General features: G+C 36.6%; 19 protein-coding genes. 1 reads left to right on the top strand and 18 read right to left on the bottom strand.

What is annotated here, in order from left to right:
• Window positions 1–26: 26 nt before the first annotated feature.
• The 16 genes from EAG08_RS07065 to EAG08_RS06995 form a co-directional block, all read right to left on the bottom strand.
• A complete protein-coding gene (locus EAG08_RS07065) occupies window positions 27–1,520 on the bottom strand; it encodes a NuoM family protein (protein ID WP_129534835.1) in 1,494 nt (497 codons plus the stop codon).
• Window positions 1,520–3,433 carry an NADH-quinone oxidoreductase subunit L gene (gene nuoL / locus EAG08_RS07060; RefSeq protein WP_129534834.1) on the bottom strand — a complete coding sequence of 638 codons (1,914 nt, stop codon included), beginning with the start codon at window positions 3,431–3,433 and terminating at the stop codon, window positions 1,520–1,522. The genes EAG08_RS07065 and nuoL overlap by 1 nt, the downstream gene beginning before the upstream one ends.
• A 3-nt stretch (window positions 3,434–3,436) precedes the next feature.
• A complete protein-coding gene (gene nuoK, locus EAG08_RS07055) occupies window positions 3,437–3,766 on the bottom strand; it encodes an NADH-quinone oxidoreductase subunit NuoK (RefSeq protein ID WP_047447237.1) in 330 nt (109 codons plus the stop codon).
• Window positions 3,754–4,266, bottom strand: a complete 513-nt coding sequence (locus EAG08_RS07050; RefSeq protein WP_129534833.1) for an NADH-quinone oxidoreductase subunit J — start codon at window positions 4,264–4,266, stop codon at window positions 3,754–3,756. Before EAG08_RS07050 ends, nuoK begins: the two co-directional genes overlap by 13 nt.
• On the bottom strand, window positions 4,266–4,823 hold the full coding sequence (locus EAG08_RS07045) for a NuoI/complex I 23 kDa subunit family protein (protein ID WP_076452809.1): 558 nt from the start codon (window positions 4,821–4,823) through the stop codon (window positions 4,266–4,268). The genes EAG08_RS07050 and EAG08_RS07045 overlap by 1 nt, the downstream gene beginning before the upstream one ends.
• Window positions 4,824–4,900: 77 nt before the next feature.
• Window positions 4,901–5,962, bottom strand: a complete 1,062-nt coding sequence (gene nuoH / locus EAG08_RS07040; RefSeq protein ID WP_129534832.1) for an NADH-quinone oxidoreductase subunit NuoH — start codon at window positions 5,960–5,962, stop codon at window positions 4,901–4,903.
• 90 nt (window positions 5,963–6,052) lie between these two features.
• Window positions 6,053–7,051 carry a 2Fe-2S iron-sulfur cluster-binding protein gene (locus EAG08_RS07035; RefSeq protein WP_129534831.1) on the bottom strand — a complete coding sequence of 333 codons (999 nt, stop codon included), beginning with the start codon at window positions 7,049–7,051 and terminating at the stop codon, window positions 6,053–6,055.
• Between the two features lie 56 nt (window positions 7,052–7,107).
• The gene (locus EAG08_RS07030) at window positions 7,108–7,842 is read right to left on the bottom strand and encodes a hypothetical protein (RefSeq protein WP_228446808.1); all 735 of its coding nucleotides are present in this window, start codon (window positions 7,840–7,842) and stop codon (window positions 7,108–7,110) included.
• 154 nt (window positions 7,843–7,996) lie between these two features.
• Entirely contained in the window at window positions 7,997–9,352 is a 1,356-nt protein-coding gene (gene nuoF, locus EAG08_RS07025; protein WP_129534830.1) for an NADH-quinone oxidoreductase subunit NuoF, read from the bottom strand.
• Between the two features lie 65 nt (window positions 9,353–9,417).
• Window positions 9,418–9,927: a complex I 24 kDa subunit family protein gene (nuoE, locus tag EAG08_RS07020; RefSeq protein WP_129534829.1), complete on the bottom strand. Its 510-nt coding sequence runs from the start codon at window positions 9,925–9,927 to the stop codon at window positions 9,418–9,420.
• Between the two features lie 104 nt (window positions 9,928–10,031).
• Window positions 10,032–11,255: an NADH dehydrogenase (quinone) subunit D gene (gene nuoD / locus EAG08_RS07015; RefSeq protein WP_047447218.1), complete on the bottom strand. Its 1,224-nt coding sequence runs from the start codon at window positions 11,253–11,255 to the stop codon at window positions 10,032–10,034.
• A 69-nt stretch (window positions 11,256–11,324) separates the two neighbouring features.
• Window positions 11,325–11,819 carry an NADH-quinone oxidoreductase subunit C gene (locus EAG08_RS07010; protein ID WP_129534828.1) on the bottom strand — a complete coding sequence of 165 codons (495 nt, stop codon included), beginning with the start codon at window positions 11,817–11,819 and terminating at the stop codon, window positions 11,325–11,327.
• Between the two features lie 5 nt (window positions 11,820–11,824).
• A complete protein-coding gene (locus tag EAG08_RS07005; protein ID WP_047447216.1) occupies window positions 11,825–12,385 on the bottom strand; it encodes an NADH-quinone oxidoreductase subunit B in 561 nt (186 codons plus the stop codon).
• 102 nt (window positions 12,386–12,487) lie between these two features.
• A complete protein-coding gene (locus EAG08_RS07000; RefSeq protein ID WP_047447213.1) occupies window positions 12,488–12,859 on the bottom strand; it encodes an NADH-quinone oxidoreductase subunit A in 372 nt (123 codons plus the stop codon).
• Window positions 12,860–12,980: 121 nt separating this feature from the next.
• Window positions 12,981–13,157, bottom strand: a complete 177-nt coding sequence (locus EAG08_RS21325) for a hypothetical protein (protein WP_164998538.1) — start codon at window positions 13,155–13,157, stop codon at window positions 12,981–12,983.
• Window position 13,158: 1 nt separating this feature from the next.
• Entirely contained in the window at window positions 13,159–14,283 is a 1,125-nt protein-coding gene (locus EAG08_RS06995) for a GTP cyclohydrolase (RefSeq protein ID WP_129534827.1), read from the bottom strand.
• A gap of 107 nt (window positions 14,284–14,390) precedes the next feature.
• Between EAG08_RS06995 and EAG08_RS06990 the strand changes: the two genes are divergently transcribed.
• Window positions 14,391–15,080, top strand: a complete 690-nt coding sequence (locus EAG08_RS06990) for a zinc metallopeptidase (protein ID WP_129534826.1) — start codon at window positions 14,391–14,393, stop codon at window positions 15,078–15,080.
• Window positions 15,081–15,083: 3 nt separating this feature from the next.
• On the opposite strand, the gene EAG08_RS06985 is transcribed toward EAG08_RS06990, so the two are convergent.
• Together EAG08_RS06985 and ribD are read right to left on the bottom strand one after the other, a co-directional pair.
• Window positions 15,084–15,689: an IMPACT family protein gene (locus EAG08_RS06985; protein ID WP_129534825.1), complete on the bottom strand. Its 606-nt coding sequence runs from the start codon at window positions 15,687–15,689 to the stop codon at window positions 15,084–15,086.
• Between the two features lie 12 nt (window positions 15,690–15,701).
• A complete protein-coding gene (gene ribD / locus EAG08_RS06980; RefSeq protein WP_129534824.1) occupies window positions 15,702–16,727 on the bottom strand; it encodes a bifunctional diaminohydroxyphosphoribosylaminopyrimidine deaminase/5-amino-6-(5-phosphoribosylamino)uracil reductase RibD in 1,026 nt (341 codons plus the stop codon).
• Between the last annotated feature and the right edge of the window lie 40 nt (window positions 16,728–16,767).

Below are 16,767 nucleotides of genomic sequence, written 5' to 3'. Positions count from 1 at the left end.
TTCTTTAATCTTTTACTATTTAAATTTTAGTTAATCATTGAAGTATAAATAAACTTCAGTGAACTACTTACCATATCAATGACCGGCTGAGGAAAAACTCCCAATACAATTACAAATACTGCAATACTTGCCAATACCGAAAATTCTACTGCTGATAAATCTTTTGCTGTGCTTAAGACTGCATCGTCTCCCTGTCCGAACATTGCTTTTCCGTAGAATCTCAACAGATACACTGCACAAAGAATAACGGTAAGACCAGCGATAACTGAAGCCAATACGTTAAAATCAAAAATCGATTTAATCAAAATAAATTCTCCGATAAAACCATTCGTCAATGGAACGCCCATTGAACCTAATATGATAATCAGAAACAAAACGGCAAACTTCGGAGCAACTTTCGCCAAACCTCCCATCTGTCTGATGTCTCTTGATTTAAATCTTTTGTATAAAATATCAGCACAGAAGAATAAACCTGCCACGTTAATACCGTGAGCAAATGTCTGTACCAAAGCTCCTTCCGCTCCTTCAATCGTAAATGTTCCTCTTAAAGTAAGCACTGCTGATGAGAAAATACCTGCCACCATCAATCCAACGTGAGAGAAAGAAGAATATGCAATGATTCTCTTCATATCAGTCTGGATAATCGCAATCAATGCTCCGTGAACAATTCCTACAATCGCTAAAATAATTACAATCTGTCCGGAAATTCCGAAGATTGCGGTTGGCGTAATTGGAAGAAGATAACGAAGTACACCATAGATCGCCATTTTAAGCATAATCCCTGATAACAACATCGATCCCTGAGTAGGAGAGTAGGTATAAGTATCCGGCTGCCAAGTATGGAAAGGGAAAACCGGAAGTTTTACTGCAAATGCAAAGAAAATAAACCAGAAAACAACAATTTGCTGAGTCTCGCCAAGGTCTGCATTATACAAATCCGTCAAAGCAAATGATGCTGAATGTGTGTAAACGTAGATTAAACCTGCCAACATAAACAATGATCCTACGAATGTATACACGAAGAATTTTGTTGTGAACTCCAGTCTTTTGTTTTCCTGACCCCAAAGTGCGGCGATAAACCAGATCGGAATCAAAGTTACTTCCCAGAAAATGTAGAACAACAATCCGTCTAAAGCGGTGAAAACACCAACCAATCCGAACTGCATCAGCAAAATCAGACCGTAGAAAGAATTTTTATAACTTACATTTTCGTTAAAAGATGATAAAATAATGATCGGCATCAAAATATTGGTCAGCAACAAAAGAAGCAAGCTCATCCCGTCAATTCCGAAATGAAGGTTACTTTTTATAAACTGTGACCAAGGATAGTTGATCTCGTACTGCAATACGCTGTCTACGGTTGGATTAAAATCAAAATCCGAAACAACGTAAAATGTAAGCAGCATTTGAACCAAAGCAATTCCTAATGCCAGGTATTTGCTGGAAGTATTCTTCCATGCAAAGACCAATCCCGAACCTACTAGAGGTAAAAGTAATAATGTTAATAGTAAATAAGACATTATTGTAATATAAAGTTAACAATCAGTATAATTCCCACAGCTAAAGACATGATCAGAATGTAGTTTTCTACATTTCCGTTCTGTATACGCTTCATCGATCTTCCGCTGTCTTCAGCGCCTTCTCCGATGTAGTCTACAAAACGATCCAGAACGCCTTTGTCAAACATTTTTCCGCCACGTCCCAGTCCTTCAACGGTTTTTACAATCAATGCATTGTAAAGTTCGTCAACGTACAGTTTCTTAGCAGAAAGTTTTTCCCATCCTGTATAATCGTCTTCAGCGATAGCTCTTTTTTTCTTATTTACATAAGTATTTTTCACGATAAGCCAAACGGCAAAAAACATTGCAACAGTTGCTCCTAAAAGAATAAATTCAGTGCTTTCTGCTACGCCTGTAAGGGTAGTTTCCATTTGCTTAAAGCTTTCCGGTGTTAATACCGGTTTCAGCCATTCCATTAATTTAGCATAATGACCGTGACCGATAAAGTGAGGAAGGTTAATGAAACCTCCAACCACTGAAAGGATTGCCAAAACAATTAATGGTAAAGTCATACTTGTAGGACTTTCGTGTAAATGATGTTTCTGCTCTTCTGTACCTCTGAAATCTCCATGGAAAGTTAAGTAGTATAGTCTGAACATATAGGTTGCAGTAACAGCTGCTAAGATAAATAGCATTACCCAGTAAATTGGGTTTTTAGCATAAGCTGCTACTAAAATTTCGTCTTTTGAAATCATCCCTGATAATAAAGGGAATCCCGAGATGGCTAAAGTTCCAATCAGGAAAGTTGCGTGAGTGATAGGAATGTATTTTTTCAAACCTCCCATGAAACGCATATCCTGTTCGTTGCTCATTGCGTGAATGACAGAACCTGCACCTAAGAATAACAAAGCTTTAAAGAAAGCGTGCGTCATTACGTGGAACATTGCTGTTGTATAAGCTCCCAAACCTAAAGCAATGAACATGAAACCAAGCTGTGAAACTGTAGAGTATGCCAATACTTTTTTGATGTCGTTCTGACGAAGTGCATAGAACCCTGCTAATGCTGCAGTTAAGAATCCGATTAATAAAATTCCGTCTTGTACGGTTGGAGCTAAAGTAAATAAGAAATTAGATCTCACTACCAAATAAATACCTGCCGTTACCATCGTCGCAGCGTGAATCAAGGCAGAAACGGGAGTCGGACCTGCCATTGCGTCTGGTAACCATGTATATAAAGGAACCTGAGCAGATTTTCCTGTAGCACCAATAAATAAACTCGCTGTGATAAATATAATGATGGTTCCGTCTAATTCAAATTTCCCTGCGTTTTGAGCAACCGTTAAGTAATCAACAGCATTTGTCTGAGAAGCAATCATAAAGATACCGATTAACAAAGCAAGGTCACCAATTCTATTCATGATGAAAGCTTTTCTTGCTGCTTTCCCATATTCTTCGTTCGTGTACCAGAAACCGATTAGTAAATAAGAACACAAACCTACACCTTCCCATCCGATGAATAAGATTAAGTAGTTGCTTCCCATTACCAAAAGTAACATTGAGAAGATAAATAAATTTAAATAAGTAAAAAACTTATAGAAACCTTTATCATGACTCATATATCCGATAGAGTAGAGGTGAATCAAAGATCCGATTCCTGTGATAATCATGACCATCATTAATGATAGCTGATCAATCTGGAAACCGAAGTTGATTTGAATTCCGTTGACTCTGAACCATTCAAAAGCTCTTACGATTACGGGCTGGCTTTCAGAATCGAAATTCATGAAAATGCTTACTGCAATACAGAACGGAATAAAAACCATTGCTGTAGCTAGAGAACCAACCACTATTTTTGGAAGATTTTTTCCGAATAAACCGTTAATAAGAAAACCTAAAAGTGGTAAAAGTATTATTGCATAGACTAAATTCTCCATTCTTTATCCTCTTAATTTATTAAATATACTTACATCTACAGAACGGGTATTTCTATATAGCATCGCAATAATTGCCAAACCTACAGCAACTTCTGCAGCAGCAACCACCATAATGAAGAAAACTAAAAGTTGTCCGTCACTGTTCCCGTTGTACGCTGAAAATGCAGCCAGCAAAAGGTTTACAGAATTAAGCATAAGCTCCACACAACCCAAAATTACAATCGCGTTTTTTCTAAGCAATACTCCCAAAACCCCAAGACAGAATAATACTGACGACAGGATGATGAAGTATTCCAAAGGGACGCTTTGCATAAAAGTATTTACTTCTCCCATAATTTATAAATCTTTTTACCGATTAATACCGCACCTACAATCCCTGCTAAAATCAGGATGGAAGCAAGCTCAAACGGCAAAACATATTCGTTGAATAAAAGTCTTCCCAGATTCTTTGTAAGACCAACACCTTTGTCTACGTTTTCTACGACTACATGTTGCTCCTGAACTCCTCTGAAAACACCTAAAACCCCAATTAATAAAAGACCTGCTGTAAAAACTCCAACAAACTTTAAAGTATTGTTCTTCTTACTTTCGTCTTCTTTATTAAGGTTAAGCATCATTAAGATATAAAGGAATAAAACCATGATTGCACCTGCGTAAACGATGATCTGTATGATGGCCAAAAACTGAGCATTCAGAAGAATGTACATTCCGGCAATTGAAAACATTGTAACAATTAATGACAGAATAGCGTAGAGAGGATTTCTCGCAAATACGAAGTAAACCGCACTTGACACTGCTAAAAACGCCACCAAGAAAAATAAAAACTGATCCATTATTTTACCGCATTTTTTTGTTTCTCGGACTGTCTTTCTGTGATGTCAATCCTTTCATTAATTTTTTCAACCAATTTATCTTTTCCATAAATGAAAGAACCTCTGTTGGTTTCTACATCTACCAAACGGTCTGTAAGATAAATTGCAGATTTCGGACAAGCCTCTTCACACATACCGCAGAAAATACATCTCAACATATTGATTTCATATACTGACGCATATTTTTCTTCTCTGTAAAGATCTTTTTCTTCTCTTGTTCTTTCTGAAGCCGTCATTGTAATTGCTTCGGCAGGACATGCCACCGCACACAAACCACAAGCTGTACATCTTTCTCTGCCTTCTTCATCTCTTTTCAGAACGTGCTGACCTCTCCAGATATCTGCTCTCGGTTTTTGTACTTCCGGATAAGAATAAACATTCGGAGCACGTTTTACAACGGTTCTCACAGCATGCTTAAAAGTAATCCCCATTCCCTTGAAAATCGCCGGAAGGTAGATTTTCTCAGAAAAGGTCATTTCTTTATTCGAAACAACTTTTGATCTGTTTGTAAGTTTCATTTATTTATAGATATTAGATGTTAGACATTAGATTTTAGACCAATCTTGCCCGTTATCTTAATTTATATTCAATTTATTTAATTTCCAAAAGCTAAAATTACAGCTCCTGTAATCATCAAGTTGACCAATGCCAACGGAATCAATGTTTTCCATCCTAAGTGCATCAATTGGTCGTATCTGAATCTTGGTAATGTCCATCTGATCCACATAAAGATCAAAATTCCGACTATAGTTTTCGTTAAAAATGCTACAATACTTAAAATTCCCGCTGCATTTTCTCCCCAGTTCTGAGTTACCCACTCAATTCCAGGATAATTGTAACCTCCGAAGAAAAGAACAACGATAAATGCATTTGAAATAAACATGTTTACATATTCACCAAACATATACAATCCTAACTTCATTGAAGAATATTCTGTTGAATATCCTGTTACCAATTCAGATTCACATTCTGGTAAATCGAAAGGGTGACGGTTGGTTTCTGCCAAAGCCGATACAAAGAAAATTAAAAATGCTAAAGGTTGGTAAAGTATATTCCAGTTTAATCCGTCTATCTCAAAAAGACCCCAGATTTTCCCTGAAGTCTGAGTCTCAGTAATTACTTTTAAATCTAAACTTCCTGACATCATGATGATAGAAAGTAACGCAAGACCCATCGCCAATTCGTAAGAAATCATCTGCGAAGAAGCACGGATTGCACCCAATAATGAATACTTATTGTTGGAAGCCCAGCCTCCAATCATAATTCCGTAAACTCCGATAGAAGCCATACCGATAATGAATAGTACACCTACATCAATATTAGCAACCTGTAAATCGAAAGATTCACCACCAATATTCAAAGTTTTACCCCAAGGAATCACCGCTCCGGTAATCAATGAAATAAACATCACCAATGCAGGTCCCAATACAAAAAGGAATCTTTCTGCATTTTGCGGAGTAAAATCTTCTTTAAAGAAAAATTTTCCACCATCTGCAAGAGGCTGCAGCAAACCGAATGGTCCAGATCTGTTAGGTCCGATTCTGTCCTGCATGATTGCCGCCACTTTTCTTTCTGCCCAGGTAGAGTAGGCGGCTATCGTCAATGATAACAGGAAAAGCGCTAGTACAAGTATTAATTTAAATGTAAGTAAATCCATTTTTTATTTTAGATATTAGAAATTAGATGTTAGAAATTAGAGGCTAGATTAAATCTGTTATCTAATATCTGAAATCTGATGTCTTTAAAATTATTTTTCGTCTTTTTCACTGATTTCTTTCGCCATCGGATTGTCTAAAACTCTCAATTCGTCTTTAGGTTTCTCGTAATGGTTCAATGAAATAACTGAATGTCTGTCAATATGTCTCGGACCTTCAATGTTCCAGTCGGATAAATTTTTTCTTTCAAAACGACAAGTGTCACAGATAAATTCTTCAACTTCTCCCCACTGATCTTTTCTTGCAGTAACTCTTACAATCTCGTCACCTTTCATGTAAACAGTAGCTTTTCCAGAACATTTATCACATTTACAAGAAGCATTCATTGGCTTTGTAAACCAAACTCTGCTTGCAAAACGTGCAGTTCTGTCAGTTAATGCTCCAACAGGACAAACGTCGATTACGTTTCCGATGAAGTCATTATCTAAAGCTTTATTTAAATAAGTAGAAATTTCAGCATGATCTCCTCTGAACAAAATTCCGTGCTCACGCTCACCAGTCAATTGATTCGCCGCCAAAACGCATCTTGCGCACAAGATACAACGGTTCATATTTAACTTGATGTGTGGGCCTAAATCGTCTGCTTCGTAAGTATTTCTCTTAAATTCCGTTCTTGTTTCAAGATTTCCGTGTTCGTAACCTAAATCCTGAAGATGACATTCTCCTGCCTGATCGCAAACCGGACAATCTAAAGGGTGATTCACCAACAAAAATTCAGTAACGGCTTTACGACCTTCCTGTGCTTTATCGGAAGAAAGATTTTTCACCTCCATTCCGTCCATTACATTCGTTCTGCAGCTTGCTACCAATTTCGGCATCGGTCGCGGATCTGCTTCCGAGCCTTTAGAAACCTCTACCAAACATGTTCTACATCTTCCTCCACTGGCTTCCAATTTGCTGTAATAGCACATTGCTGGTGGTACAGATTTTCCACCGATTTGTCTTGCTGCTTCCAAAATGGAAGTTCCAGGCAAAACTTCAGCAGTCTGTCCGTCTATCGTTATTTTAAATTTCTTAACCTCTTCGCTCATATTCTTTCGCTTTATAATGCGCTAAGCAATAGTTCTATTTATTAATTAAAATCAAATTACTTTGACTTTTTTGCTGTATTAAAAGTATATCCGATTCCAAAATTGACTTGTGCAAAAGTGAAATCCTGACTTGCTTTATCTGAAAATCCGCTTAATCTTGTTTTAACATCCGGAAGATTAATGTAGCCATATTTTACTTCTACTCTTGCTACAATGTGTCTCCACAAAATAAAATTAAGGTTGGTTCTTGCATCTAATCCGAAACCTGCTACATGAAATCTGTCGCTTCTTTCGTAACCAAATAATTTAGCATTGGTCTTCGGAAATAAAACTCCTGCACCTGCACCATAACCCCAATTGATATCAAAATTCTTCGTATGTAATAGATTTTTATATTTTTCTAAACCGAAGTTGATATAATTTAAACCATCGGTATGCTCATATGTTAAAAACTGCTCATCAGATAAATCAATCTGACCATTTTTTACCATTTTAGCAAATTCTGGGTTGTCTATACGTCCTGAAAAATCTACCGTCTGATCTTGATCCATCACATATTTCATGTGGTCTAATCCTCCCACAATTGCCAAATTATCTTTAATAAAATATGCAATTCTTACATTCGTCTGAGGAATTGTAATTCTTCCCGGATTAAAATAAGTTCCCCAATCAAACTTTGTCTGTCTGTCGTGAGCAACCACATTATTCAACTGAAAATCATATCCATCTCCTTTAAACCTAATGTCAGATTTGCTGTACTTAGCAAAATTCCAACCCCAAAAAACGAGCATTGCACCTTTTTGAAAGTTTCACTTTTAGTACCTACAATAAGCCCATCATCATGTTCTAGTGTTTCTATTGTGTCTTTTTCTATTCTTTGCCCAAAAACAAAATTCGACATCAATAATCCAACAATAATTATCTTCTTCAAAACTTCAATCTCTATTAATTACTTGCTGCAACTGGAATCGGGTCTGCATAATTGGCTAAACCGTAATTCTGAGTTTGACTTAATTCAGGATTTTTCACATGCCACTCAAATTCATCTCTGAAATGACGAATCGCTGCTGCTACAGGCCATGCTGCCGCATCACCCAACGGACAAATGGTGTTTCCTTCGATTTTTCTCTGGATATCCCAAAGCAAATCGATGTCTTCCATTTTTCCTTCTCCTTTTTCTATTTTCTTTAAAATCTTGTGCATCCATCCCGTTCCTTCGCGGCAAGGAGTACACTGTCCGCAACTTTCGTGGTGATAAAATCTCGCCAAAGTCATGGTATGTTCTACAACACACTGGTCTTCATCCAAAACAATAAAACCTCCTGAACCCATCATCGTTCCGGTAGCAAAACCACCGTCAGCAAGAGATTCATAGTTCATATATCTTGGTTCACCGTTTACGGTTTTCAATAATAAGTTTGCCGGAACAATCGGAACTGAACTTCCTCCAGGAATACAAGCTTTAAGCTTTTTCCCATTTGGAATTCCGCCACAATATTCGTCAGAATAAATGAATTCTTCAACCGTAATGGTCATGTCGATTTCGTAAACTCCCGGCTTATTGATATTTCCGCAAGCAGAAATTAATTTAGTACCTGTAGATCTTCCAACACCGATTTTAGCATATTCTGCTCCTGTAATATCGATGATCGGAACAATTGCTGCAATAGATTCAACGTTATTAACAACGGTTGGTCTTTCCCAAAGTCCTTTTACAGCCGGGAAAGGTGGTTTTAATCTTGGGTTTCCTCTTTTTCCTTCAAGAGATTCAAGTAAAGCCGTTTCTTCACCACAGATATAAGCTCCACCACCTCTCTGAACATAAATTTCACAATCGAAACCTGTTCCTAAGATGTTTTTACCTAAAAATCCTGCTGCTTTAGCTTCTTCAATTGCCTCTTCCAAAATATCCGGAATCCATGAATACTCTCCACGGATGTAGATATAAGAAACATTCGAACCTAAAGTGTAGGACGAAATCAACATTCCCTCAATCAAAAGATGAGGAAGAAATTCCATCAAATATCTGTCTTTGAAAGTTCCCGGTTCAGATTCGTCTGCATTCACTACCAAGTGTCTTGGTACACCTTCCGGTTTTGCCAGAAAGCTCCACTTCATTCCCGTGGGGAAACCTGCACCACCACGACCACGAAGACCTGAAACTTTTACTTCTTCAAGAATTTCTTCGGGTGTCATTTTCAAGGCTTTTTCTGCTGCAGTGTAACCTCCCTGTTTACGGTAAGTTTCATAATAGCGGATGCCTTCGATGTGTGCGTCTTTAAGTAAAAGTTTTTTACTCATTTTAATATGCTTATTGCAATTGGCTTTTGGCTTCTTGCATTTAATTGTTAAAAATGAAATTTATATTAGCCCAAATCAACTTGTCCTTCTCTGCAAAGATCAATGATTTCGTCAACTTTTTCTATGGTTAAATTTTCGTGATAGAACTTTCCTAACTGCAACATTGGAGCATATCCACAAGCACCCAAACATTCAGCTGGCTTTAATGTAAACATGCCGTCTGCGGTAGTTTCGCCGTCTTTAATGTTCAGCTTTGTTCTGATGTGGTCTAGTATTTTTTCGCTTCCACAAACCATACAAGGTCCGGTTCTGCATACTTCTAAAACATATTTACCCACCGGTTTCATATTGAACATGGTATAGAAAGTTGCCACTTCATACACTTCAATCGGCTTAATACTCAATAATTCAGCAACATAATCCATTACAGGAACGTCTAACCATCCTCCAAATTCTTTCTGTGCAATATGCAACACAGGAAGGAGAGCCGATTTTTGTTTTCCTTCAGGATATCTAGCGATAATTTTATCTACCTGCTGTAAACTTTCCGGTTTAAAAGCTATTGTTTCGCTCATTTCTTATCTAAGATTTCAGATGCCAGATTTCAGACATCAGATTTTAAATTTATATATAAAGCGAAGAGTCTAACATCTTAAGTCTGATGTCTGACGTCTTCTTTTTATGCGTCTAATTCTCCCGCAATGATATTCATACTACACATCGTAACGATGGCGTCTGAAATAACAGAACCTGTAATCATCTCAGGATAAGCCTGATAATAAATGAAACAAGGTCTTCTGAAGTGCAATCTGTAAGGTGTTCTACCACCGTCACTCACTAAATAGAATCCTAATTCTCCGTTTCCGCCTTCTACTGCATGGTAAACTTCTCCTTTCGGAACATCAGTTTCTCCCATTACAATTTTGAAGTGATAGATCAAAGCTTCCATTTTCTGATAAACATCCGCCTTTTCAGGAAGATAGAAATCAGGAACATCTGCGTGGAAAGGTCCTTCAGGAAGATTATCGTAAGCTTGATTAATTATTTTTAATGATTCCCAGATTTCCTGCTGACGAACCATAAATCTATCGTATGTGTCACCTGCAGTTCCTACAGGAATAATAAAGTCAAAATCTTCGTAAGAAGAGTAAGGTTCTGCAACTCTTACATCATAATCTACACCTGCTGCACGTAAGTTCGGACCTGTAAAACCATAGCTTAAAGCTCTTTCAGCAGAAATTGCTCCTGCACCAATGGTTCTGTCCATAAAAATTCTGTTTCTTTCTAACAACTGACCAAATTCGGCAAATCTTGCAGGGAAAGTTTTTAAGAAGTCTTTCAGCAATTCATGGAATTTTGGAGTGAAATCTCTTTCAAAACCTCCGATTCTTCCCATATTGGTCGTCATTCTGGCACCGCAAATCTGCTCGTACATATCATAAATACGTTCTCTTTCTATGAACATATAAGTCAATCCTGTAATTGCACCTGCATCCATTCCGGTTACCCCGTTACAAATCAAGTGGTCACCGATTCTTGCCAATTCCATCAAAATAACACGCATATAATCTACACGCTTTGGAACTTTGATACCGATTAGCTTTTCAACCGTCATGTGCCATCCTAAGTTATTGATAGGAGCTGAACAATAGTTCATACGGTCAGTAAGGGTAGTGATTTGAGAATAGTTTCTTCTTTCAGAAATTTTCTCAAAAGCTCTGTGAATATAACCAACCGTTTGCTCAGCATGAAGAATTCTCTCTCCATCCATTGTCAACACGTTCTGGAAAATTCCGTGTGTTGCAGGGTGTGTAGGACCAAGATTCAGGGTATAAAGCTGCCCGTCAATCTGTTCTTTACTTTCGTGTTGGTTAAGTATATTAGATAATGAGTTATCTTTCATAATATATAATTGATAATTGATAGGAGATAATTGATCATACATCAATCATCATTAATCATTTATATTTTTTTATCTTCCGAACATTGCATCGTCCTTGTCGGTTCTTGTCCCGTCTTCAAGACGATATTCTTTCAACATAGGGTGGTATCCAAGATCTTCCATATTTAAAATTGGTCTTAAATCCGGATGTCCTTTAAATTTAATTCCGTAGAAATCAAAAGTTTCTCTTTCCATCCAGTTAGCTCCAGCATATAATTCAGTCAAAGAATCTACTTCGATATTTTCTCTTGACATGAAAATCTTCAAACGCAGTCTGAAGTTGGTCATCATATTTTGTAAATGATACACTACACCAATTTCTTTCTCAGGAAATTCTGGGTAATGGATTCCACAAACATCGGTAAGGAAATTAATTTCTAAAGAAGAGTCTTTCAAATAATGAATGACTTTTTTAATGTCTTCCTTTTTAATTTCAATTGTCAGCATTCCGTAAGGTTCTGAACTTGAAATTACAGTTTCCGGAAATTCTCTCGTAATTGCTTCTAATACAAATTCGTTCGTCATTTCTCTTAGTTGCTAATGTTATAAGAGTCTAGTAAATGCTGATATTCCGGCGTATCTCTTCTTCTGATGCTTTCGCTTTCTGCCAAAGCCTGAACCTGCATTACGCCTTCAATAATCTGCTCCGGTCTTGGCGGGCATCCTGGAACATAAACGTCTACCGGAATAATTTTATCAATTCCCTGTAAAACAGAATAACTGTCAAAAATGCCACCACTTGACGCACATGCTCCAACAGCTACAACCCATTTTGGCTCAGCCATTTGAGTGTAAACTTCTTTTAAAACAGGTCCTAATTTTTTAGAGATAGTTCCGCAAACCATCAGCATATCTGCCTGTCTTGGTGAGAAAGAGTTTCTTTCCATACCAAATCTTGAAGCATCATATGTAGGGTTTAGCGTCGCCATAAATTCGATACCACAACAAGAAGTTGCAAAAGGTAGAGGCCAAAGTGAAAACTTTCTAGCCATACCGATTACGCTACTCAGTTTTGTTGCGAAAAAACCTTCTCCTTCAAATCCTTCGGGAGCTGGTGCATCTGTTCTTATAATTGGTTTTTGATCTGACATTTTGTTGATTTTAATATTCTAATTTAGATTCCAAATTACGGTTAATGTTAACCTTAGTTCGATTGTGCTTATCTAAATCTCTTATTTAAAATGATGATGAATTTATTTATCCCAGTCTAGCGCACCACGTTTCCAAACATAGAAAAATGCAAGGAAGAAAATCGCTACGAACATTAGCACTGCAAAAAAACCTTCAACTCCAAACTCTCTGAAGTTGACAGCATACGGATAAAAGAATACGATTTCGATATCAAACAATACGAAAAGTACTGCCGTTAAGAAATATTTAATGGAGAATGGAGTTCTTGCATTCCCTTCAACAGGAATACCACATTCCCAGCTTGAGTTCTTTACAGAATTCCCTTTTTTCTGCTGTGGACCCAAAAAATGAGCGCCTAATAAAGAAATGGCAACAAAACCAATGGCTACACCGGCTTGTATGAGTATTGGAATATAACTTTCAGGTAAATTCATTTTTACATTATTATCTCAAGTTGCAAATTTAGGCAATAAACAATAAAGCATGAAATTAATCAACTTAAAAGTCTGATGAAAATAGGAAAAACCGATAATTTAGAATCAATAAAAATAGCAGTTACTTCTTCAGTTTTTTGAGGAGAGAGAACGCCATAAATGAAATGTAACCAAAAAGCACACTCGCATATAAAATGTTGATGATGGTATTTGTGCGGTCATCTTCAGACTGTAAAAAGAGATTGTAAGAGACGAAACCGGCAATTAAAATAGCAAATAGGATGAGGTGTGTTTTCATATCAGAATTTTAAAGAATAAGTTCTTCTTCTTTTATGATTAACTGGGTTGTAATCTTGCCAAAGTACCTGCACGCTTTTGTTTTCTTCTAGTTCTGGGTTGGTTTCGGCGAAATCGATCCCCATGTTATTGAAACGAACAAAAATTTCTTTAAAAATAATTGCCGTCACGCCACGCCTTTGATATTCTGGATGAATTCCAATCAGATAAAAATTAGCACGATCATTTTTCTTTTGAGCCTGCATAAAATGCCACCAGCCAAATGGTAGAAGTTTTCCTTTAGCTTTCTGTAATGCTTTAGAATACGAAGGCATCGTCACTGCAAAAGAAACCAGTTCATCATGTTCATCAACTACACAAATCACATAGTTTTTAGCAATCATCGGGAAGAACTTTTCTTTGTAAGTCTTAATTTGTTCCTCGGAAATCGGGGTGTAGGTCGAAAGATGTTTGTAGGTTTCGTCAAGCAACTTAAACATAGGTTTCACATATGGTAAAATCTCTTCTTTGCTTTGGAAATCTAGAACTCTTAATTTATATTTTTCAGCAATCAGTTTGCTGAATTTCTCTACTTTCGGAGGAAGAATTTTCGGGAAGTTCATCTCGAATTCTACCCATTCCTTTTCTTTTACAAGTCCAAGATTTTCAATGTGCTGAGGGTAATATTCATGATTGTAAATTCCAATCATTGTGGCGATTTTCTCAAAACCGAAAGTCAGCATTCCTGCTTTGTCAAGATTGGTGAAACCCATAGGGCCTTCAATATTGTCAATCTGATGTGACTTGGCATAGTTGATCACGGTATCTATCAATGCTTTTGAAACTTCTTTATCATCAATAAAATCAATCCATCCGAAACGAACTTTTCTGATACCGAGTTCTTTTTCTTCTTTATGATTGATGATTACGGCAATTCTTCCAACTATTTTCTTGTCTTTCCATGCCAAAAACTGCTTTGCTTCAGAATACTGCAACGCAGGATTTTCCTGAGAATTCCACACGTTCAACTCGTCTTTCACAAAAGAAGGAACGTAATATGGGTTGTTTTTGTACAAGTCCATCGGGAATTTTACAAATTGTTTTAATTCGTTAGGTGTTTTTACTTCAAGAATTGAAACTTCTGACATAGTATTTTAGGGTAATTTCTACCACAAATATAATTAATAATTGTTAATACTTTGGCACAATTATTACATCTCATATTAGAATTATTATTTATTAAATATCAGAAAAAATGACAGGTTATTATCTTATTATAGGAATCTCAATGCTCTTAAGCTGGCTGGTTTCCTCAAGATTGAAATCTAAATTCGAGTATTACTCAAATGTACATCTTAGAAATGGACTTTCAGGAAAAGAAGTGGCAGAAAAAATGTTGAGAGATAACGGAATCAACGATGTTCAGGTAATATCGGTTCCGGGGCAACTCACAGATCATTATAATCCAGCAGACAAAACAGTGAACCTTTCAGAAGGTGTTTATATGCAGAGAAATGCAGCGGCAGCGGCGGTTGCAGCTCATGAATGTGGTCATGCGGTACAACATGCAGTTGGTTATTCGATGTTGCAGTTGAGATCCAAATTAGTTCCGGTAGTAAGTATCAGTTCTAATTTAATGCAATTTGTTCTGATGGGAGGCATCGTTGTAATGGCGATGAGCGGAAACAAAATAGTACTTCTGATTGGAGTCATTATGTTTGCATTGACAACACTTTTTGCATTCGTAACACTTCCGGTGGAATATGATGCAAGTAACAGAGCGATGAAATGGTTGAAAGATACAGGAACAGTAACTGCCGAAGAATTTGTTGGTGTGAAAGACAGTCTTACTTGGGCGGCGAGAACATACCTTGTTGCGGCTCTTGGTTCTTTAGCACAGCTTCTTTACTTTGCTTCCCTTTTGATGGGAGGCAGAAGAGATTAGAATTTAGTCTTTAAAATCAAAAGAAATATGTTGCATCTCAGAAAGTTTTTCTGAGATGCTTTCTTTTTGCGCTGTTTTTAAAGTAGCGGTAAGAATACAGTTTTCATCAGCATCAAAATTCAAAACTTTTGCGTCAAACTTTGAAAGTAAAGTGAAAATTACATTTTGCTGATTGAAGTTAAACTGAATTTCAATCTCGATTTCTAATTCTTTAGTGATGATTTTAGCTTCTTCTAAAGTGATTTTAGCAGATTCTTTATACGCTTTTACCAAGCCTGAAACTCCCAGTTTTGTACCACCATAATAACGCACGCTGATGACCAAAATATTGGTGATTTCATTTGCTAAAAGTTGATTGTAAATGGGTAGGCCTGCACTTCCAGAGGGTTCTCCATCATCATTTGCGCGATAATTTTCTCCATTCAAACCCATTCGGAAAGCATAACAATGATGAGTCGCTTTTGGATGTTCTGATTTTACTTTTTCTAAAGCATTTTTAAGTTCAGTTTCATTATTTACCGGAAAAGCAAAACCTATAAATTTGCTTCCCTTTTCTTTGAGAAGTATGTTTTCAATAGGTTTATCAATGGTTTTATATTCGTGTATCATTTCCTTAAAATTCTAATTTGAATTTTCATGAAATTCCATAAGATTATCTCTGAATTGTTTAATTTCAAAAGGTTCATGCTGAAATCTTGGTGCTTTAGTTCCGTTTTCAATCTGGAGATTTTCATTTTTAATAACAATGGTTTCGGCCCACAAATTAGCATCTATAAATTGTTGTAAAACTAAATTTCCACCTTCAACAATTACTGATTGAATCTGTAATTCATATAATTTTTTAATCAACTTTTCAATAAATCCTTCTCTCTCGGTTTTAATGAATTTAATATTTCCTTCATCGGAATTTTTTATAGAATTAAATACCAAAGTTTCCGCTTCATTGTTATAAATGTGATAATCACTCGGAACTTTGAGATCAATATCAATCAAGATTCTTATAGGATTTCTTCCCGTCATTTCTCTTGTGGTCAAACTGGGATTATCGCGCAGAGCTGTCATTGTTCCAATCAAAATGGCATGTTCGTTATTTCTTAATTCATGAACATATTGTTTCGTTAAAGAATTGCTGATCTGTGTGGGTTTAAAATCTTTATCTATAAATCCGTTTACTGATTGTGCCCATTTTAGAACGATAAAAGGACGCTTTTTCTCATGATAGGCGAAGAATCTTTTATTTAAATCAATACATTCTTTTTCCAAAACTCCGGATAGCACTTCAATCCCTGCATCCTGAATAATTTTTTTCCCTTTTCCGTTCACTTTATCATGAGAATCCATTGCGCCGATAACGACTTTTTTAAATCCTAATTCCACGATTTTTAAAGCACATGGCGGTGTTTTTCCAAAGTGAGCACAAGGCTCCAGTGAAACATAGATGGTAGATTCTGGGATTAGGCTTTTATCATCAACAGAATTGATGGCGTTGATTTCCGCATGGTTTTCTCCTGCTTTATGATGATAACCCTCACCAATAATCTTTCCGCTGTGAACAATCACGCTGCCTACCAAAGGATTTGGGTAGGTGTCTCCCGTAGCTTTTTTAGCTAGCTCGATGCATCTTTTTATATAAAATTCGTCTTGCATAATATGAAAAAGCGAAGACAAATTTCTTTGCTTCGCCTAT

The sequence above is a fragment of the Chryseobacterium sp. 3008163 genome, assembly GCF_003669035.1.
In the GTDB taxonomy this organism is placed as follows: Bacteria; Bacteroidota; Bacteroidia; order Flavobacteriales; family Weeksellaceae; genus Chryseobacterium.
The sequence above is the reverse complement of the archived record's forward strand: the minus strand, read 5'-3'. Positions and strand labels throughout refer to the sequence as shown.